This window comes from Variovorax sp. CF079 (assembly GCF_900101545.1).
Classification (GTDB): domain Bacteria; phylum Pseudomonadota; class Gammaproteobacteria; order Burkholderiales; family Burkholderiaceae_C; genus Variovorax.
Genome location: NZ_FMZU01000007.1, coordinates 81150 through 99976, shown reverse-complemented (window position 1 = coordinate 99976; position 18827 = coordinate 81150). Strand labels below are relative to the sequence as shown.

Annotated in this window: 17 protein-coding genes, 1 tRNA gene and 1 pseudogene; 7 read left to right on the top strand and 12 right to left on the bottom strand. The window is 65.1% G+C overall.

Annotated elements, in window-relative coordinates:
* Positions 1 to 7: 7 nt before the first annotated feature.
* Positions 8 to 1237 carry a bifunctional glutamate N-acetyltransferase/amino-acid acetyltransferase ArgJ gene (gene argJ / locus BLS74_RS11085; RefSeq protein WP_093105713.1) on the bottom strand — a complete coding sequence of 410 codons (1230 nt, stop codon included), beginning with the start codon at positions 1235 to 1237 and terminating at the stop codon, positions 8 to 10.
* 19 nt (positions 1238 to 1256) lie between these two features.
* Entirely contained in the window at positions 1257 to 4034 is a 2778-nt protein-coding gene (secA, locus tag BLS74_RS11080; protein WP_093105710.1) for a preprotein translocase subunit SecA, read from the bottom strand.
* Between the two features lie 191 nt (positions 4035 to 4225).
* On the opposite strand from secA, the gene BLS74_RS11075 reads away from it, so the two are divergent.
* From BLS74_RS11075 to BLS74_RS11050, 6 genes and pseudogenes are all read left to right on the top strand, one after another.
* Positions 4226 to 4531, top strand: coding sequence for a DciA family protein (locus BLS74_RS11075; RefSeq protein ID WP_093105708.1), 306 nt, complete (start codon positions 4226 to 4228; stop codon positions 4529 to 4531).
* A gap of 72 nt (positions 4532 to 4603) precedes the next feature.
* Complete coding sequence (locus BLS74_RS11070) at positions 4604 to 4963, top strand: DUF2946 family protein (RefSeq protein ID WP_093105705.1); 360 nt, start codon at positions 4604 to 4606, stop codon at positions 4961 to 4963.
* A 107-nt stretch (positions 4964 to 5070) separates the two neighbouring features.
* Entirely contained in the window at positions 5071 to 6486 is a 1416-nt protein-coding gene (locus BLS74_RS11065) for a PepSY-associated TM helix domain-containing protein (protein ID WP_093105703.1), read from the top strand.
* A gap of 312 nt (positions 6487 to 6798) precedes the next feature.
* Complete coding sequence (locus tag BLS74_RS11060; protein WP_093105700.1) at positions 6799 to 7131, top strand: helix-turn-helix domain-containing protein; 333 nt, start codon at positions 6799 to 6801, stop codon at positions 7129 to 7131.
* A gap of 6 nt (positions 7132 to 7137) precedes the next feature.
* Positions 7138 to 8409: a type II toxin-antitoxin system HipA family toxin gene (locus BLS74_RS11055; protein ID WP_093105699.1), complete on the top strand. Its 1272-nt coding sequence runs from the start codon at positions 7138 to 7140 to the stop codon at positions 8407 to 8409.
* Between the two features lie 186 nt (positions 8410 to 8595).
* Positions 8596 to 8715 (top strand): annotated as a pseudogene (locus BLS74_RS11050) (transposase domain-containing protein); the annotation flags it as partial.
* A gap of 142 nt (positions 8716 to 8857) precedes the next feature.
* Here BLS74_RS11050 and BLS74_RS11045 read toward each other — a convergent pair.
* The 8 genes from BLS74_RS11045 to petA form a co-directional block, all read right to left on the bottom strand.
* A complete protein-coding gene (locus BLS74_RS11045; protein ID WP_139191667.1) occupies positions 8858 to 9460 on the bottom strand; it encodes a YecA/YgfB family protein in 603 nt (200 codons plus the stop codon).
* A gap of 390 nt (positions 9461 to 9850) precedes the next feature.
* Positions 9851 to 11170: a Fic family protein gene (locus tag BLS74_RS11040; protein WP_244503834.1), complete on the bottom strand. Its 1320-nt coding sequence runs from the start codon at positions 11168 to 11170 to the stop codon at positions 9851 to 9853.
* 893 nt (positions 11171 to 12063) lie between these two features.
* Positions 12064 to 12139, bottom strand: a tRNA-Thr gene (locus BLS74_RS11035).
* Positions 12140 to 12188: 49 nt separating this feature from the next.
* Complete coding sequence (locus BLS74_RS11030) at positions 12189 to 12764, bottom strand: ClpXP protease specificity-enhancing factor (protein WP_093105694.1); 576 nt, start codon at positions 12762 to 12764, stop codon at positions 12189 to 12191.
* 20 nt (positions 12765 to 12784) lie between these two features.
* Positions 12785 to 13396, bottom strand: a complete 612-nt coding sequence (locus BLS74_RS11025) for a glutathione S-transferase N-terminal domain-containing protein (RefSeq protein ID WP_093105691.1) — start codon at positions 13394 to 13396, stop codon at positions 12785 to 12787.
* A gap of 101 nt (positions 13397 to 13497) precedes the next feature.
* On the bottom strand, positions 13498 to 14253 hold the full coding sequence (locus tag BLS74_RS11020) for a cytochrome c1 (RefSeq protein WP_093105689.1): 756 nt from the start codon (positions 14251 to 14253) through the stop codon (positions 13498 to 13500).
* Positions 14254 to 14269: 16 nt separating this feature from the next.
* Positions 14270 to 15670 carry a cytochrome b gene (locus BLS74_RS11015; protein ID WP_093105686.1) on the bottom strand — a complete coding sequence of 467 codons (1401 nt, stop codon included), beginning with the start codon at positions 15668 to 15670 and terminating at the stop codon, positions 14270 to 14272.
* Between the two features lie 13 nt (positions 15671 to 15683).
* The gene (gene petA / locus BLS74_RS11010; RefSeq protein WP_093105683.1) at positions 15684 to 16298 is read right to left on the bottom strand and encodes a ubiquinol-cytochrome c reductase iron-sulfur subunit; all 615 of its coding nucleotides are present in this window, start codon (positions 16296 to 16298) and stop codon (positions 15684 to 15686) included.
* 153 nt (positions 16299 to 16451) lie between these two features.
* Between petA and mscL the strand changes: the two genes are divergently transcribed.
* Positions 16452 to 16880, top strand: coding sequence for a large conductance mechanosensitive channel protein MscL (gene mscL / locus BLS74_RS11005; RefSeq protein ID WP_093105681.1), 429 nt, complete (start codon positions 16452 to 16454; stop codon positions 16878 to 16880).
* Here mscL and pdxA read toward each other — a convergent pair.
* Together pdxA and BLS74_RS10995 are read right to left on the bottom strand one after the other, a co-directional pair.
* On the bottom strand, positions 16867 to 17919 hold the full coding sequence (gene pdxA, locus BLS74_RS11000) for a 4-hydroxythreonine-4-phosphate dehydrogenase PdxA (protein ID WP_093105678.1): 1053 nt from the start codon (positions 17917 to 17919) through the stop codon (positions 16867 to 16869). The two genes, mscL and pdxA, sit on opposite strands and share 14 nt — an antisense overlap.
* A complete protein-coding gene (locus tag BLS74_RS10995; RefSeq protein WP_093105676.1) occupies positions 17916 to 18689 on the bottom strand; it encodes a Nif3-like dinuclear metal center hexameric protein in 774 nt (257 codons plus the stop codon). The genes pdxA and BLS74_RS10995 overlap by 4 nt, the downstream gene beginning before the upstream one ends.
* Positions 18690 to 18827 lie beyond the last annotated feature (138 nt).

Below are 18827 nucleotides of genomic sequence, written 5' to 3'. Positions count from 1 at the left end.
GGGGAGGTCAAGATCTGTAGTCGGCGTTGATGGAAACGTAGTCGTGGCTCAGGTCGCAGGTCCACACCGTATCCGCGGCCTCGCCGCGGCCGAGGCCGATGCGCACCATGATCTCGCTCTGCTTCATCACGCGCTGGCCGTCTTCTTCGCGGTAGCTCGGATTGCGCCCGCCCTTGACCGCGACGTGCACGTCGTCGAGATGGAGGTCGATGCCGGTCTGGTCGAGGTCGGCGATGCCCGCGTAGCCGACTGCCGCGAGGATGCGCCCGAGGTTGGGGTCGCTCGCGTAGAACGCGGTCTTGACCAGCGGCGAATGCGCGACCGCATAAGCCACCTGGCGGCACTCGGCGGCGTCGCGCCCGCCTTCGACGCGGATGGTGATGAACTTGGTCGCGCCCTCGCCGTCGCGCACGATGGCCTGGGCCAGCTGGAGCGCGACCGCCTGCATCGCGTCCAGCAAGGCGCGACCTTCCACGGAATCGAGTGAGGTGATGGTGCCGTGCTCGGCTTTCTGCGTGGCAATCACCACGAAGGAATCGTTGGTCGAGGTGTCGCCGTCGATGGTCACCCGGTTGAACGAGGCCTCGGCCAGGGCCTTGGCCAGCGGCTGGATCAGCGACGGATCGATCTTCGCGTCGGTCGCCATGAAGCCGAGCATGGTCGCCATGTTCGGCCGGATCATGCCGGCGCCCTTGCTGATGCCGGTGACGGTGACCGTGACGCCGCCGATCTGCAGCTGCCGGCTGAAGGCCTTGGGCACGGTGTCGGTGGTCATGATGCCTTCGGCCGCGCGCGCCCAGTTGGCGGGCGCCGCGTCGGCCAGCGCGGCCGGCAGCCCGGCCTCGATGCGGTCGATCGGCAGCGGCTCCATGATCACGCCGGTGGAAAAGGGCAGGATCTGCTCGGGCGCGAGGTTCAGCTTGCGCGCCAGCGCGATGCAGGTCGCGCGCGTGCGCGCCAGGCCGTCTTCGCCGGTACCGGCATTCGCATTGCCGGTGTTGATCAGCATGGCGCGAATGCCGAAGTCCCGGGCCAGGTGCTCGCGGCACACCTGCACGGGTGCAGCACAGAAGCGGTTCTGCGTGAACACGCCGCCGACGGCGGCGCCTTCGTCGATCAGCACGACCGTCAGGTCCTTGCGGTTGGCCTTGCGCACGCCCGCCTCGGCCACGCCGATGCGGATGCCGGGCACCGCATGCAGCTCGGCGGGATCGGGAGCGGAGAGATTCACTGGCATGGCGAGGTCCTGCTGTGCATCAATTGAGTTTGCCGTGGCAATGCTTGAACTTCTTGCCGCTGCCGCAGGGGCAGGGGTCGTTGCGGCCGACGCGCGCAAAGGCGGCGGCACCAACGCTCAGGCCCGAGGTGGCCTGGCGGCGCAGGCTTTCTTCGTCGACCCGCACTTCGACCTCGCCGGTCTCGGTCGGCGCGGTGTAGGTGATGTTGGACAGGTTCTCGCCGCGGCTTCCCAGCTCCTCCGCCGCTTCCTCGAACTGCTCGCCGGTCTGCACGCGCACCGTCATGAGCTGGCGCGTGACCTCGTTCTTCACCGAGTCGAGCAACTGGCCGAAGAGCTCGAAGGCCTCACGCTTGTATTCCTGCTTGGGCTGCTTCTGCGCGTAGCCGCGCAGGTGGATGCCCTGGCGCAGGTAATCCAGCGAAGCCAGGTGCTCGCGCCAATGGGTGTCGATGCTCTGCAGCAGCACCATGCGCTCGAACTGGGTGAAGTTCTCCTGCCCGATCAGCGCCACCTTGGCGTTGAAGGCTTCGTTGGCCGCGGCGACCACCTTCTCGACGATGTCCTCATCGCCTATGGCACTCGAAGCCTCCACGTCTTTCTGCAGCGGGATGTCGATGCCCCACTCGGCCGCCAGCACCTTCTCGAGGCCGGCGAGGTCCCATTGCTCTTCGACCGATTCGGCCGGCACGTACTGGCGAACCAGGTCGGTGAAGCAGCCTTCGCGCAGCGCCTCGATCTGCGCCGTGAGATCGCCGGCGTCGAGGATGTCGTTGCGCTGCTGGTAGATCACCTTGCGCTGGTCGTTGGAGACGTCGTCGTACTCCAGCAGCTGCTTGCGGATGTCGAAATTGCGCGCCTCGACCTTGCGCTGCGCGCTCTCGATGCTGCGCGTGACGATGCCGGCTTCGATGGCTTCGCCGTCCGGCATCTTGAGGCGGTCCATGATCGCCTTGACGCGGTCGCCCGCGAAGATGCGCATCAGCGGATCGTCCAGGCTCAGGTAGAAGCGCGAAGAGCCCGTGTCGCCCTGCCGGCCCGAGCGGCCGCGCAGCTGGTTGTCGATGCGCCGCGACTCGTGCCGCTCGGTGGCGATGATGCGCAGGCCACCGACCGACTTCACGAACTCGTGGTCCTTGTCCCACTCGGTGCGCAGGCGTGCAATTTCGGCCGCCTTGGCCGAAGGATCGAGCGCCTCGTCGGCCTCCACCGCCTCGATCGCCTTCTCGACGTTGCCGCCGAGCACGATGTCGGTACCGCGACCCGCCATGTTGGTCGCGATCGTGATCATCTTGGTCCGGCCCGCTTGCGCGACGATCTCGGCCTCGCGCGCATGCTGTTTGGCGTTGAGCACCTGGTGCGGCAGGTCGACCTTGGCGAGCAGGCCGTCGATGATTTCGGAGTTCTCGATCGACGAGGTACCGACCAGCACCGGCTGGCCGCGCTCGTAGCACTCGCGGATGTCCTCGATGGCCGCGTCGTACTTCTCGCGCGTGGTCTTGTAGACGCGGTCCAGCTGGTCTTCGCGCCGGCTCGGGCGGTTGGGCGGAATGATCGTGGTCTCCAGACCGTAGATCTCCTGGAACTCGTAGGCCTCGGTGTCGGCCGTGCCCGTCATGCCCGCCAGCTTGGCGTAGAGGCGGAAATAGTTCTGGAAGGTGATCGAGGCGAGCGTCTGGTTTTCGGCCTGGATCTCCACGCCTTCCTTGGCTTCGACGGCCTGGTGCAGGCCGTCGCTCCAGCGCCGGCCGGTCATCAGGCGGCCTGTGAACTCGTCGACGATCACCACTTCGCCCTGCTGCACCACGTAGTGCTGGTCGCGGTGGTAGAGATGCCGCGCACGCAGCGCGGCATTGAGGTGATGCATCAGCGTGATGTTGGCCGGATCGTAGAGCGAAGCGCCCTCGGGCAGCAGCTTGAATTCGGAGAGGATTTGCTCCGCCTTCTCGTGGCCGTCTTCGGTCATGAACACCTGGTGCGTCTTCTCGTCGACCGTGAAGTCGCCCGGCTTCGTGACTCCCTCGCCGGTGCGCGGATCGGCCTCGCCCTCTTGCTTGGTCAAGAGCGGCACGACCTTGTTGATCGCGAGGTACAGCTCGGTATGGTCCTCGGCCTGGCCGCTGATGATGAGCGGCGTGCGCGCCTCGTCGATCAGGATCGAGTCCACCTCGTCGACGATGGCGTAGTTCAGCCCGCGCTGCACCCGGTCCTGCGTCTCGTAGACCATGTTGTCGCGCAGGTAGTCGAAGCCGTACTCGTTGTTGGTGCCGTAGGTGATGTCGCTGCCGTAGGCCTGCTGCTTCTCCTCGCGCGGCATCTGCGGCAGGTTGATGCCGACCGAGAGCCCGAGGAAGTTGTAGAGGCGGCCCATCCAGCGGGCGTCACGGTTGGCGAGGTAGTCGTTCACCGTCACCACGTGCACGCCCTTGCCGGTCAGCGCATTCAGGTACACCGGCAACGTCGCGGTGAGCGTCTTGCCCTCGCCGGTGCGCATTTCGGAGATCTTGCCGTTGTGAAGCGCCATGCCGCCGAGCAGCTGCACGTCGAAGTGGCGCATCTTCATGACGCGCTTGGAGCCTTCGCGCACCGTCGCAAAAGCCTCGGGCAGCAGGTCGTCCAGCGTCTCGCCGCGCCCCAGCCGGTCCTTGAACTCCTGGGTCTTGGCACGCAGCGCATCGTCGCTGAGCTTCTCGAAGTCGGGTTCGAGCGCATTGATGCGTTCGACCGTCTTGCGATACTGCTTGAGGAGCCGGTCGTTGCGACTGCCGAAAATCTGGGTCAGGAAGTTGGTGGCCATGCGAGCAGGGTCGACAGGAACCCCAACGCATGCGGGCACCGCGACCGAAATTCCTAAGATAGGTGAAAGCAGGTGGGCGCGCCTGGCGCAAAATCAACACGCCAAGGCAAACGGACCCCGCCGGCGCGAACGCCGGCAAACCGGGCATTTTAGCCGCGTTGCCACTCTGAGGCTCCCCCCCTTCTTCCCCGATGAACCGCCGTTTCAATCCCGTCAGTTTGCAGCAGGCCGCACAGGATTCGCCCACCCTGGCCAGCCTCGCCGCGCGCGCGCGCGATGCGATCGAGCGATTGCAGGCGGTGCAGGAACTGATTCCGCCCGAGCTGCGCCCCGCCGTGCAGGCCGGTCCCGTCGAAGGCGGCACCTGGTGCCTGCTGGTGCAGGGCAGCGCCGCCGCGGCCAAACTGCGCCAGCTGGTGCCTTTGCTTCAGACGCGGCTGAAATCCAGAGGCTGGGACGACGTGACGCTTCGCATCAAGGTGCTCGCGCGCTGCTGAAAGCAAGAGCGTCAGCCGCCGCCACTCGCGCGTGTCGTCGACGCCGTGCTCCAACGGATAATCGCGCCTCCCATGTCCTGCGTACCCCGGATCCGCCTGCTCAAGCTCGGCCGCTTCGTGCTGCTGTGGTTCGCGCTGTCGCTAGGCGTGGCGGTCGCCTCGCCGATCGTGAATCCGCAGGCGGTGGAGCTGGTCTGTTCCAGTGCCGGCGCAGTCAAGATGGTCGTGCAGACCGACGACGGCGCGCAGGAGCTGGGCATGAGCCACATGGACTGCCCGCTGTGCGTGTTGACCGGCGCGCCGCCACCCGCAGCAGCGGTTGCGCTGCCGAGTCCTCTACCGCTGGCCCATGCGGTCCAGCCCATTCCGGCCGCACGCATCGCCGCGGCCACCGCCGCGCCGCTGCCCGCGCGCGGGCCGCCAGCGCTCTGAGCCTGCCTTCGAACCGGTAGCGCATCGCGCCCCGCAGGACGGGCGCTGGCGCCCGAACTTCCTTGCTTGCCATGCATCGGCGCTCCACGGCGCCGAAGAGCCCTTCCATGAATTCAATGACCCATGAGGCACCCGCGCGCGCCGGTGCTGCCGACGGCCTCTATCGCGCCGTATGGCGCTGGCACTTCTATGCCGGCCTGCTGGTGCTGCCCTTTCTGATCTGGCTGGCCATCACAGGCGGCCTGTACGTCTTCAAGGCAGAGATCGATGGCTTCTTTCATCGCGAGCTGAAGACCGTGCCGGTCGCCAGGGGGTCCATGCGGCCCCATGGGGAGGTGGTCGCCGCAGCCTTGGCGGCACATCCCGGGCGGCTGCTCAAGTACACGCCCGCAAGCGCAGCGACCGACTCGGCGGAAGTCGGCATCGCGACCGCCCAGGGCGAACAGCTCGCGGTGTTCGTCGACCCTTATTGCGCCGCGGTGCTGGGCGCCTTGTCTGATCGCGGGACGGTGGCCTGGACCATCCGCCGACTCCACAGCCTGAAGTACTTCGGGCCGGTGGCGCGCGGGGCGATCGAGATCGCGGGCGGCTGGGCCATCCTGCTGGTGCTCACCGGCATCTATCTCTGGTGGCCGCGCGGGCGCAGCGGCGGGGTGCTCTCGGTGCGCGGGCGGCCGCGCCAACGCGTGTTCTGGCGCGACCTGCATGCCGTGACGGGCCTGGTGGTCGGCGGCGCGCTGGCCTTTCTGGCCTTCACCGGCATGCCCTGGTCGGTGCTGTGGGGCGCGAAGGTCAACCAGTGGGCCAACGGGCACAACTTCGGCTATCCCGCCGGCGTGCGCGTGCAGGTGCCGATGTCCACGCAGCGGCTCGGCGACCAAGCGCCCACCGCCTGGTCGCTCGAGCAGGCCCGCCTGCCTCGGTCCGCACCGGACGGACATGAGGATCACGCAGGGCATGGCGCGCCGCCGCAGCCGGCTGCGGCGGCGGCTTCGCCCCAGGCCATCGGCCTCGACGCTGCCATCGCGATCGTCGAAGGGCTGGGCATCGCCCGCGGCTACACCATCAGCCCGCCGCGCGGGCCCACCGGCGTCTACACGGCTTCGGTCTATCCCGACGATCTGTCGCAGCAGCGCGTCATCAACCTCGACCAGTACAGCGGCCGGCGGCTCATCGACATGCGCTATGCCGACTACGGGCCGCTGGGCCGCTGGCTGGAGTGGGGCATCAACGTCCACATGGGCCAGGAGTTCGGCGTGCTCAACAAGGTCGTGCTGGTGGTGGTCTGCCTGGCGATCGTGCTGCTGTGCGTGAGCGCCGGCTTGATGTGGTGGAAGCGCCGGCCGGCCGGTGGCCTGGGCGTACCTCCGATGCCCGCCGACCGCCGCGCGTTGCGCGCCGTCGTGGCATTGCTGGCTGTGGGCGGCGTCGTGTTTCCGCTGGTCGGCGCTTCGCTGCTGCTGATGCTGCTGCTCGATGCCTTGCTCGTGCAAGGACACCAGCGTCCTGCGGGCGCTGCCTGAAGCGGCAATGACTTTGCATCTCCGGACACGGCGCGCAGCGCAGCACCTGCGGACTGTCTGGTGGTGCCGCTTGTCGGCATCAAATTTGGGCGTTTTGGCGGTTCTTGCGAAGCCGGATGTCAGGATCGAACATGCCGGGGGATGGCGAAAGTCAAGCTCTCTTCCCAGCGCCCCAGCCCACGGCCACTGATAAATTGGGTAAAGTGATATCCAATAAACGGTGTAACGGGTACTGAACGAGCTAAGCACGCTCGACATCAGTTCTCGGCACGGGTAATATGTTGCTCATTAAGCTGGATAGTGAGTTTCAAAATGAACGCACAAAGCGCCCCGCCCCTCGAAGTCACTCAGGCCGCACGCACCTTCGGTGAGCGTCTGCGCACTGCTCGCATGCGCCGACGCATGACCCAGGACGAGCTTGCGAGCGCCAGCGGCATCACTCGCAAGACCCTCTACGCGCTCGAGAACGGCTCAACCGCAGCCTCGCTTGGTACCGTGTTGTCGGTGCTATGGAAGCTCGGCCTTCTGGGGACGGCGGCGGGCTTGGCCGATCCCGACCAGGACGAGCACGGCAAAGTGCTTGAGGCGGCTCGACGGCCGACCAGGGTTCGCCACAGCGCGGCGAATCTGGACAACGACTTCTGATCCCTTATGGCCACCCCTGACCAGCACTGCTACATCTACATCCAGCTTCCAGGCACCTTCGAGACGGTGCCCTGCGCGTCGTTGCGCGTTCGCGAGGTTGGCTCTGGCTCCTACGAGGGCACCTTTACCTACGGGCGGCGCTACTTGGATCGCAAGGATGTTGTCGCGCTAGACCAATACCACCTTCCACTCGGCCCACGCCCGCATCGATTCACGAAACTGAAAGGAATTCCTGGCGCCGTGCGAGACGCCAGCCCCGACGCTTGGGGCCGCCGTGTCATACAGGCGATCCAGCGCAAGGAGGAGGATCTGCAGGAGATGGACTACCTGCTTAATGGTCCGGACGACGGTGGCGGCAACCTGAGCTTCGGCAGGACTATTGAGCCTCCAGCCCCTCGCCGTCCGTTCAATCGCACTCACCAGCTCGAGGCTCTCTGCGAGGCCGCGGAGAAGCTAGAGGAGGATGGTCGGCTTCCCCACGAAGTGCTGGAAGAGCTTGAACCAGGCACCAGCATGGGCGGAGCCAGGCCGAAGGTGACTATCGAGGATGGCAAAAAGATCTGGCTGGCCAAGCTCCCCGAGAAGAACGACCCGGTCAACATGCAGCGAATTGAGTTCGCAACCCTCCGCCTTGCCGATGCGGCAGGAATTCGAGTGTGCGGCACGCGACTGGAACCAATCGGCGGAAAGGATGCCCTGATGCTGGAGCGTTTCGACAGGCAGTGGCGAGAAGACAAGGGCGCCTACCTTCGCTACGGGCTTATCTCGGGCTTGACGGTGCTTGACGCAGAAGATGGTTATGGAGGTCGTGCGCGCTGGTCTTACCCTCTGCTCGCCGATGAACTGCGCCGCTGGTCTGTTCGAAGTGAAGACGATCGGCGCGAGCTCTTCAAGCGAATGGTCTTCAATGCAATGGTCACCAACAACGACGATCACCCGCGCAATCACGCGGTGCTTCATCGACCCGGAGGATGGCGGTTATCACCGGCCTACGACATCGTGCCGAAGCCACTGGTGTCTCAGGAACGTCGGGATCTTGCACTGGAGGTTGGGAGATTTGGCCGGGCAGCGAGCCGCTACAACCTGCTGTCGCAATGCGACGTGTTTGGGCTCTCGCCTGCGGAAGCTGAACACGAAATCGACTCCATGCTGAAGGTTGTCAGCGGCTGGCGAGAGTTCTTTGAACGCGCCGGGGTCGACCGCGCTGCGCTTGAATACCTCGAGGGCGCGATGCTGCCGCCGTCGTTCTTTCTGGAGCAGCCGCCTCAGCCAATCTGACGTCCGCAGACGTCCAGGACGTCCAGGACGTCGACGCTCACCGACCGTCAGCCGCCTGGCGCGTAAGCGGAGAGGCTCCGACTACGGAGCCGCGAGCCGGGCCAGGTGCTGGACGCTCCAGGCGCCGGGGCTGCGGCGCGGGAGCTTTCTCCAGAACCGCTCGGCATAGTTCCGCGGGCGGCATAAACCGCCAAGGCCAATGGCATCGAGCCATACCGCTACCTCGTCGCGCTGTTCAAGAAGCTGCCGTTAGCGCAAACGGCCGACGACTACGAAGCCCTGTTGCCCTGGCGACTGACGCAGTGAAACCGGCCTGAGGGCAGTCCACGATCTTCCTCAGTGCAGGTCACCCGCTGCTCCGCAGCACCTCTTGAACTTCTTGCCGCTGCCGCAGGGGCAAGGCTCATTGCGTCCCACCTTGGGTTGCATCGACTTGGCCACCTCGCGTTCATAGACAGCGTGTCTGAGCGAGGAGCCAGTGGGCATGCATGTCCAGGACAGCTTGTGGGATCTGAAGCGCCAGTTCCGCCCTCATGGCGGGCGTCTTGGTGAGTTCGTCCTGATCCACGGAGTAGTCATCTTCGCCGAGCAGGGCGATCGGCCTGAACCAGGCTTGCCCTTGCGGTGTTGACAGCAACGGCTGCCAGTCATTCCAGCAGAGCCTCATGCCCTCAACAAAGCCGCAGGCCCACGACTCGGCATCGTCATATTCGCGCTTGTCGCCCGCGTAGGTCATGGTTGACCAGCCAGGACTGACCACTCGTGGCCCCTCCTCCAGGCCGGAAATGATGCTGTTGAAGTGACGCATGACCAGCCCCAAGATATGGTTCAACTCCTCGATTGAATTCATCGGAGGCATCATCTCCTTGGTGCCCCAAATCTTGGGGAGCCACTGCTTCGGATGGACGGTCGTCGGACCGACCGCAAGGGCGTGCAAGAACCCATCCACCATGTCCAGTGTCATGCCCTCTTCCGTGTCGACGTCATAGAGCAGGAACTGGTCAAGCTGGTCAAACTCGTCCTCAGACAGCGGGGCAAATGGGTTGGTCATCGATTGGATGTGGATGCGGGGTACGACCGCGATTCTCGCCCTCGACGCGCCGCTGCCGGCTTCTACCCAACCGTCATCCCCTTACTCCAACGCTCATCTGGCCGCAAGGGCGTGGTCAAAAGAGCGCTTACGAGTCTTCGATCGTTAGCGCTGCGGTCCGGGCGCATGGGGGCGCGAGGTTCTCGCCGGAGCTGTCGCCCATTGCGCCGGCATGAGCGGGTCGAGCCGCCGTGCTGGAGTTAGGCTGAGCGTCCAATGGGAAGTTGCATTGCCAGCATAGCTTTCGTGAGCTCCGCCAGCCGGCTCGTAGGAAGCTTCCGGGAGCACATGCCCGTTTGGGCCAGGCCGCCTCGTGCCTCGCGCCTCGCGCCCCGCGGGCGTAGCCGGCGTCTATTCGAGCGCCGCCGTGGCGGCCTCTGGATAGAGGTTTGGAAACAAGATGTTGAGCGAGGACATGGGGAATCCGATGCTGAGTTCCGACCGGTGGCCGTCGCTCTTCAGCAACCCGTCGGCGAGGAATCGAGATACGACCTTGCGGGCTGTGCGCTCCTCCAAGCCGGTCATTCTGATGAAGTCGCCCCGCGCGACCGAACCCGTCGTTGCGACCGTCTGAAGCGGAAACACCGCCTCCTCCCGGTACTCCGAGATGCCGTCCGTAGTCCCTTTCACGAGCACGTAAGCCCGAATGCGATCTTTGAGCTTCGGAAGGTCAAGCATGGTGGCCATGAACGTGACCTGGTCCTCGCACAGCTCGATGAAGTAACGACACCACTCCCAAAGCATCTTCTGGCTGAGGTTCCCGCGGCCATCGAGGTCGCCCTGCCGGGCACTGTCGGCGTTGTCGAGCATTTCGTAATAGCGCTGCCGCTGGCGCGCCAGCGCTCGATTTGGGGACCATAGGCCGCCACTGAGGGGGAACAGGGCGCAGTGGCTCTGCAGTCGAACAGCACGCCCGTTGCCGTCCTCGAACGGATGAGTCCACGCCATGCGGTGATGGGCGGACGCAATGGTGTAGAGAACGGCGTCGACGCCCTTGAGCTGTCCATATCGCTCATCCATCCGCTTTAGGAATAGAGGGACGGACTGCCAGGTCGGAGGTTGATGTCGGCCGACTGAGACGTCGTGCTTCCGGAGCTCTCCCGGAACAACAATGCGTCCATCTTCGGTGCGCCGGTCTTCTTCCGAGAGCCTGCCGTACAGACTTGCGTGTGCCCTCAAGAGAAAATCGCTGCTCAGGGCCGCCGCCTCCGTCGTCACGAGGTGCTCGAGCTCCTGTTCCGCTTCGATGTGCGCCACGGCCACCCGCTGGCGCATGGCCACGTCGGGTTTCTCGGAAAAATCGTGCCTGAGCGCCCGCTCGATGTTCGCAGGGTGCGTGCCCTGGCCCTCGATGCTGTTCGAGTAGTAGGAGTTCATCGAGCGGACAATTGCGCGCAGGGCATCTCGTGCTTCAGGGCTTGCCGAGGCTCGCAGCAGCGCCGATTTCTCGAAGACGCGGCGCGTGGCCTCAATCAACCCGTCCAGGTTCAGCGCTGGTAGCAGCGGCTCAAACTGGTGGGGTTGGTCATAGGCGGCAATCGGCTTCGGTTTTTCTGACATGATTTCCGGTTCCGTTTCCTGTATTTTCTCTGAAACAGTCATACAAAACAACCGGTTATCGACAAAGATGGCTGGCGTGGATTCCGGTTGTTTTACCGGTTTGGTTTCCACTTGGATTTCCGTTTGGGATGCCGCTTCACCAGTTGTTGCGCCAGCATCTGGCCCTTCCAGCGCCACACACGACCAGAGACGTTCCCTTCTAGCGACCTCGCGGCATGCATGGTGCCGGAGGCGACACTGAGTGAGATTAGGCGCGCAGACGCGCACGGGCGAGCGGCCATCCGCGATACAACAAGGCCTGACGGTGTCCTACGACACCGTGAACATGCTTACTGCGAGCGAGCAGCCGTCGCCTGGCACCGCCATCAGGTGTTGCCGCGGCGAGCCAACCAAGGCATCACACCGCGCCTGGCGGCAGCCTATGCGGAGCCCGGCTCAGGTCGTTGCGGACGCTGGCCGCAGATTTGTGCAGGACAGCCGCGAGGCCAGCGGCGTCCATAGTGCGTAGGTCGGCGCTAACTGCGCCAGGATTGGATTGGTCGTTGGCGGAAGCAATAGCACTCATCGCGCAGCTCCATGAGGCTGGCGCGCACGTGCACCAGCAGATCAATAGAGTTGCACCCGAGCAGCACCCGCTGCATCAGCGAGCGGCGCGTCGCCACGCCGCCTCCCTTGGCTAAGCGGCGCTGACTCGCGCCGGGGACATCCTCGCGCGTGTGCGTCCCATGACGCCTAAGCCCCTGAGGGTCCGCGCTATTCGCTAGGGCTCTCGGCTCGACGAACGGTCGCCTGGGCCAAAAAGCACAGCGAGCACTTCACACCGATCTACATCGAGGTCACTCAGACCTTACCCCGACTCTAGTGAATGCTGCGCAACATGTAGCCCCGTGTCAGCCCTCATCCTTGGGACACTCTTGGGACATCAAGTGTCCCAGAATTAGGTTGATGATGCGTGACGGAGAGGGGTGCGATGCGACGTAACGTGTTGATTTTATTGGGTAATTTGGTGCCGCTTGTCGGAATCGAACTGACGACCTACCGCTTACAAGGCGGTTGCTCTACCAACTGAGCTAAAGCGGCGTGGGGGTACGGATGGATTTTAGTGGTGCGGCGCCTGCCGCTCGGCCCGCTACTTGATGCGCTTGAGCGAGGGCCGGGCGCCGCCGTTGGTCGGGGGCCTCGGCGGGTCTTCTGGGCCCGAAGACGTGGCGCCCGCCGTCGTCGTTGCCGCCGCGTCATCCGCGGAAGCCTCGCCGCTGACCAGATGGACGACCTTGCTCGCATCGCCTTCGGTGCCGCGGGACGCGTCTCGCAAGGGCGTGCGCGCCGCGGGCGAAGTCGTGGCCGTGCTGTGGTCCTCGATGGCCGGCACTGCGGCGGGTGCGGGCGCCGGAAAAGCCATGCCCTGCCCGTTCTCGCGCGCATAGATCGCGATCACGCGGCCCACCGGCACGCTGATCTCGCGCGCGGTGCCGGCGAAGCGGGCCTTGAACTCGATGAAGTCGTTGCCCAGCTTGAGTGAACTGGTCGCATCGAAGCTGATGTTCAGCACAATCTCGCCGTTCTTCACGTACTCGCGCGGCACCTGCACGGTGTCGTCGACCTGCACCGCCACGTAGGGGGTGAAACCGTTGTCGGTGCACCACTCGTACAGGGCCCGTATCAGGTAGGGGCGGGTGGAAGAAGACTCGAGCGCGTTGATCATGAGAAACGAAGCTGCAGGTACTACTTGCGCATCACCTTTTCGGACGGCGTCAGCGCTTCGATGTAGGCCGGGCGCGAGAAGATGCGTTCAGCGTACTTCAGGAGCGGCGCGGCGTTCTTGCTGAGGTCGATGCCATAGTAGTCCAGGCGCCAGAGCAGCGGCGCGATCGCGACGTCGAGCATCGAGAAATTGTCGCCAAGCATGTATTTGTTCTTGAGAAACACGGGCGCGAGCTGCGTGAGCCGGTCGCGGATGTGCGAGCGCGCCTTCTCGATCGCCTTCTCGTTGCCCTTGGCGGTGCGGTTTTCCAGCGTGGAGACGTGCACGAACAGTTCCTTCTCGAAATTGAGCAGGAACAGGCGCACGCGCGCGCGGTCGACCGGGTCGCCGGGCATCAATTGCGGATGCGGGAAGCGCTCGTCGATGTACTCGTTGATGATGTTCGACTCGTACAGGATCAGGTCGCGCTCGACCAGGATCGGCACCTGGCCGTACGGGTTCATCACGCTGATGTCTTCAGGCTTGTTGTAGAGATCGACGTCGCGGATCTCGAAATCCATGCCTTTTTCGAACAGCACGAAGCGGCAGCGATGGGAAAAGGGGCAGGTCGTTCCTGAATACAAAACCATCATGGCGAAAGACTCCTAAAAATTAAAAAGAGTGGGCATGCCGGGCGGCAACCCACTCCACAAGGACGCGCGCCCGGCGAAGCCGGACCGCGTTCTCAGCTTCGTTACTTCACGTCTTTCCAGTACGAGGCGTTCAAGCGCCATACGAAGACCAACGCCATGACGAGAAACAGCAGCACCCAGACGCCGACGCGGATGCGGGTGTTCTGCGCGGGTTCGGCCATCCATTGAAGGTAGCTCACGAGGTCGCCGATCGCCTGGTCGTACTGCAGCGGCGTCATCGTCCCGGGCGCGACCTGCTCCCAGCCCTTGAATACCTCGGCGGCGTGGCCGTGCGATTCGATCTTGTCGAACACCGGCCGGCGGTCACCCTGCAGCTCCCACATCACGTGCGGCATGCCGACGCTCGGGAACACGAGATTGTTCCAGCCGGTCGCCTTGGTGTCGTCGCGGTAGAAGGTGCGCAGGTAGGTGTAGAGGTAGTCGGCCCCCGTGCCGCCGTGGCCGGCGCGCGAACGGGCGACCAGCGTGAGGTCGGGCGGAATGCCGCCGAACCATTCCTTGGCCTGGCGCGGATCGAGGTTGGCCTTCATCGTCTCGCCGACCTTGTCGGTCGTGAACAGGAGGTTGTCCTTGATCTGCTGCTCGGTGATGCCGATGTCCTGCAGCCGGTTGTAGCGCATGAACGCCGCCGAATGGCAGTTGAGGCAGTAGTTGACGAACAGCTTGGCGCCGTTCTGCAGCGCGGCCAGGTCGTTGGTCTTGTTCGGTGCCTTGTCCCAGGCGATGCCGCCCTCGGCGGCATGTGCGCCGGCCACGAAGCCGAGCGCTGCAATCAACGTGAGGATCAGTTTCTTCATTCTTGTGTGCTCCCGGTCAGTGCGCGCTGAAGGTCACGCGCTCGGGGACCGGCTTGAATTCGCCGAGGCGGCTCCACCACGGCATCAGGAGGAAGAAACCGAAATAGAAGAGCGTTCCGACCTGCGACACGCGCTCGCCGATCGGCGACGGCGGCTGCACGCCGAGGTAGGCGAGGATCACGAAGTTGACGACGAACACGCCGTACACGAACCAGTGCCAGCCCGGACGGTAGCGGATCGACTTGACCGGGCTGTTGTCCAGCCAGGGCAGGAAGAACAGGATGATGACGGCGCCGCCCATGACGATCACGCCCCAGAACTTGGCGTCGATCCGCAGCATCATCACCGCGACGATGACCGCCGCGATCACGATCGCGCCCTTGATCAAGGCGATGACACGCGCCTTCCAGACGCCGAAGACAGCGCCGGCCACGACGCAGGCGATCAGCACATACATCATCTCGCTGGTGATCGCGCGCAGCATCGAATAGTAGGGCGTGAAGTACCAGACCGGTGCGATGTGGTTCGGCGTCTTCAGCGAATCGGCCGGGATGAAGTTGTTGTACTCGAGGAAGTAGCCGCCGGCTTCGGGCGCGAAGAAGATCACGGCCGAGAAGATCGTGAGGAACACCACCACGCCGAAGATGTCGTGCACCGTGTAGTACGGATGCGACGGAATGCCGTCCAGCGGATGGCCGTCGGCGTCGAGCTTGGCCTTGATCTCGATGCCGTCGGGGTTGTTCGAACCCACTTCGTGCAGCGCGATCAGGTGGGCGACCACCAGGCCCAGCAGCACCAGCGGCACCGCGATCACGTGGAAGCTGAAGAAGCGGTTGAGGGTGGCGTCGCTCACCACGTAGTCGCCGCGGATCAGGAGCGCGAGATCAGGGCCGACAAAGGGGATCGCCGCGAACAGGTTCACGATCACCTGCGCGCCCCAGTAGCTCATCTGGCCCCAGGGCAGCAAGTAGCCCATGAAGGCTTCGGCCATCAGGCACAGGAAGATCGCGCAGCCGAAGATCCAGATCAGCTCGCGCGGCTTGCGGTAGCTGCCGTAGATGAGGCCGCGGAACATGTGCAGGTACACCACGATGAAGAAGGCCGAGGCGCCCGTCGAGTGCATGTAGCGGATCAGCCAGCCCCAGGGCACGTCGCGCATGATGTACTCGACCGACGCGAAGGCCTGCGCTGCGTCGGGCTTGTAGTGCATCGTCAGGAAGATGCCGGTCACGATCTGGATCACGAGCACCAGCATCGCGAGCGAGCCGAAGATGTACCAGATGTTGAAGTTTTTCGGCGCGTAGTACTTGCCCCACTGGTCGTTCCAGAGCTTGGTCAGCGGGAAGCGGTTGTCGACCCAGTTGAGCAGCTTCTCGCCGGTGGGGGCATTGGGCGAGATTTCCTTGAATTCAGCCATGTTCTTGTTCCTCTCAGGCCTTCTTGTCTTCGCCGATCAGCAGGCGCGTGTCGGAGAGGTACATGTGCGGCGGCACCGGGAGGTTGTCGGGCGCGGGCTTGTTCCTGAAGACGCGGCCGGCCAGGTCGAAGGTCGAACCGTGGCAGGGGCAGAGGAAGCCGCCTTCCCAGTTGTCGGGCAGCGAGGGCTGGGGGCCGGACTGGAGCTTGTCGATCGGCGAGCAGCCGAGATGGGTGCAGATGCCGACGACCACCAGCACTTCGGGCTTGATCGAGCGGCCTTCGTTGCGCGCGTATTCGGGGGTGAACTCGTCGGGGTTGCGCTTGGACTGCGGATCGGCGAGCTGGCCGTCGAGCTTGGGCAGTTCGGCGATCTGGGCCGGCGTGCGCTTGAGGATCCATACCGGCTTGCCGCGCCATTCGACGGTAAGCTTCTCGCCGGGCTGCAAGCCACCGATATCGACCTCGACCGGCGCACCGGCCGCCTTGGCTTTCTCCGAGGGCTGGAAAGTGCTCACGAACGGGATGGCGGTTGCCACGCCTCCCACTGCGCCGGCACAGCCGGATGCAATCAACCACGTCCGCTTGCTGCTGTCGATCCGTTGTTGGCCGACGGAGATGTCACTCATGGGGTCCTCAATCTTCTTCGCTGGGGGCTGGAGTCAACCGGCGATTGTAGCGGAGCGTCACAAGCGAATTCAACGCGAGCGCAGGCCCCGCATGCAGGGCAACGCGGCCTCTATACTGCCGCGGTCCAACAACAAAGACGCGAGGTAAGCGACATGAGCGTTCTGAAGGAATTTCGCGAGTTCGCGGTCAAGGGCAACGTGATCGACCTCGCGGTCGGCGTGATCATCGGCGCGGCCTTCGGCAAGATCGTCGACTCGCTGGTCGCAGACATCATCATGCCGCTGGTCGGCATCGTGTTCGGCAAGCTCGACTTCTCGAACCTCTACATCGTGCTGGGCACCGCGCCGGCCGGCGTGACCAACAACCTGGCAGATCTGAAGAAGGCCGGCGTGCCGGTGCTGGCCTACGGCAACTTCATCACCATCGCGGTCAACTTCGTGATCCTGGCTTTCATCATCTTCATGATGGTCAAGCAAATCAACAAGCTGCGCAAAACGCAAGAAGCAGCACCCGCTGAAGCCGCACCGCCGGAGGACATCGCGCTGCTGCGCGAGATCCGCGACAGCCTCAAGCGCTCCTGAACGCCAGCGCGCGCGCCATCCGGATCGCCTCGATCAGGCTGGAGGCATCGGCCCGGCCCGAGCCCGCGATATCGAACGCCGTGCCATGGTCGGGACTGGTGCGCACGAGCGGCAAGCCCAGCGTCACGTTCACCCCCTTCTCCACGCCCAGGTACTTGACCGGGATCAGGCCCTGGTCGTGGTACATCGCGATCACCACGTCGAACTCGCCCGCCCCTTGGCGCTTTGCGCGGGCGCGCATGAAGACGGTGTCTGGCGCATGGGGCCCGTCGGCATCGATGCCTTCGGCGCGCGCGGCCGCGATGGCCGGCGCGATGATGTCGCGCTCTTCCGAGCCGAACAGGCCGCCCTCCCCCGCATGCGGGTTGAGCCCCGCGACGCCGATCTTCGGCGCGCGCCCCAGCACCGCCGCCAGTGCGCGGTGCGCAATGCGCAGCGTCTGCAGCACGCTGTCGACCGTCACCGCCTCGATCGCATCGCGCAGCGACATGTGAATGCTCACGAGCACCGTGCGCAGCTCGTCGTTGGCCAGCATCATGCGCACCGGCAGCTCGGCCGGCGACCGGCCCAGATGCGCCGCGGCTTCGGCCTGCAGCAGTTCGGTGTGGCCGGGAAAGGCGAAGCCCGCCGCTGCCAGCGCCTCCTTGTGCAACGGCGCGGTGACGATGGCCGCGAGCTCGCCGCGCAGCGCGGCGCGCGCCGCCCACAGCACGCAGTCGCCGGCGATGCGGCCGGCGGCGGCGCTGATCTCGCCGAACGCGATGGGCGACGGCGGCGGGCTCGCAGCCTGCAGCACGGGGATGCAGCGCGGCGGCATCGCGGCCAGGTCTGCCGGCGCATCGATCAGCGCCACGGGCAGCGCCGGGCTGCCCGGCGCTGCGAGCGCCTGCGCTGCGCGGCGCACGGTGTCCACGTCGCCCGCGACGAAGCAGCCCTGCGTGATGCCGGGCGCATCGCGAAAAGACTTGACGATGATCTCGGGCCCGATGCCCGCGGGATCGCCGAGCGTGATCGCGATCGGGGCGGTGTCGCGCTTCACGCCGGGTTGTCGATGTCGATGAACTGGTGCGCCAGGCCCAGCTGCGCAGCCACGTGCGCCGCCACCGCGGGTGCGCCGTAGCGCTCGGTGGCATGGTGGCCGCAGGCGAGGAAGGCGACGCCCATTTCTCTCGCGTAGTGCGCCTGCGGCTCCGAGATCTCGCCGGTGATGAAGGCATCGGCGCCGGCCGCGATGGCCGCCTCGAAATAGCCCTGCGCGCCGCCCGTGCACCAGGCGATGTTGCGGATCGGGCGATGCGCCGTGTCGAGCAGGACGACCGACTTGCCGAGCGCCTTCTCGACGTGGGCGGCCAGCGCCTTCGCGCTCGCGAAGCTCTCGCCGTTGTCGCGCGCGCCCAGGAAGCCGATCTCCTGCTCGCCGAAGCGCCCGGTCGAACCGGCGTGCGCGACCAGGCCCAGCTTGAGACCGAGCTGCGCGTTGTTGCCGAGCTCCGGATGCGCATCGAGCGGCAGGTGATAGGCGAACAGGCTCACGTCGTCCCCGAGCAGGAGGCTGAGGCGCTGCTTCATCCAGCCGGTCACGCGGCCGTCCTGGCCGCGCCAGAACAGGCCATGGTGCACGAAGATCGCATCGGCCTCGGCGTGGATCGCGGCCTCGATCAGCGCGCGGCTCGCGGTGACGCCCGAGACGATCTTGCGCACCGTGGTGCGGCCTTCGACCTGCAAGCCGTTGGGGCCGTAGTCCTTGAAACGCTCGGGCGCGAGCAGGAGATCGAACGCATGCAGCAGCTCGTGGCGGGTCGTACTCATCGCGCCATTGTGGACCCGAGCGGCGCAGGCCGTCTCGCACAGCTGCGCCCGGAGAGCCCGGTCAAGGCCGCAGGCCTCAGGGTTTTCACCATATAGACGGAAACAGTCCGATTCACTCAGGCGCGAGTCTGCGGAACG

Bases quoted from the DNA above. Each gene is read 5' to 3' on its own strand.
- argJ (WP_093105713.1), bottom strand. From the start codon at position 1,237: ATGCCAGTGAATCTCTCCGCTCCCGATCCCGCCGAGCTGCATGCGGTG.
- secA (WP_093105710.1), bottom strand. From the start codon at position 4,034: ATGGCCACCAACTTCCTGACCCAGATTTTCGGCAGTCGCAACGACCGG.
- BLS74_RS11075 (WP_093105708.1), top strand. From the start codon at position 4,226: ATGAACCGCCGTTTCAATCCCGTCAGTTTGCAGCAGGCCGCACAGGAT.
- BLS74_RS11070 (WP_093105705.1), top strand. From the start codon at position 4,604: ATGTCCTGCGTACCCCGGATCCGCCTGCTCAAGCTCGGCCGCTTCGTG.
- BLS74_RS11065 (WP_093105703.1), top strand. From the start codon at position 5,071: ATGAATTCAATGACCCATGAGGCACCCGCGCGCGCCGGTGCTGCCGAC.
- BLS74_RS11060 (WP_093105700.1), top strand. From the start codon at position 6,799: ATGAACGCACAAAGCGCCCCGCCCCTCGAAGTCACTCAGGCCGCACGC.
- BLS74_RS11055 (WP_093105699.1), top strand. From the start codon at position 7,138: ATGGCCACCCCTGACCAGCACTGCTACATCTACATCCAGCTTCCAGGC.
- BLS74_RS11045 (WP_139191667.1), bottom strand. From the start codon at position 9,460: ATGACCAACCCATTTGCCCCGCTGTCTGAGGACGAGTTTGACCAGCTT.
- BLS74_RS11030 (WP_093105694.1), bottom strand. From the start codon at position 12,764: ATGATCAACGCGCTCGAGTCTTCTTCCACCCGCCCCTACCTGATACGG.
- BLS74_RS11025 (WP_093105691.1), bottom strand. From the start codon at position 13,396: ATGATGGTTTTGTATTCAGGAACGACCTGCCCCTTTTCCCATCGCTGC.
- BLS74_RS11020 (WP_093105689.1), bottom strand. From the start codon at position 14,253: ATGAAGAAACTGATCCTCACGTTGATTGCAGCGCTCGGCTTCGTGGCC.
- BLS74_RS11015 (WP_093105686.1), bottom strand. From the start codon at position 15,670: ATGGCTGAATTCAAGGAAATCTCGCCCAATGCCCCCACCGGCGAGAAG.
- petA (WP_093105683.1), bottom strand. From the start codon at position 16,298: ATGAGTGACATCTCCGTCGGCCAACAACGGATCGACAGCAGCAAGCGG.
- mscL (WP_093105681.1), top strand. From the start codon at position 16,452: ATGAGCGTTCTGAAGGAATTTCGCGAGTTCGCGGTCAAGGGCAACGTG.
- BLS74_RS10995 (WP_093105676.1), bottom strand. From the start codon at position 18,689: ATGAGTACGACCCGCCACGAGCTGCTGCATGCGTTCGATCTCCTGCTC.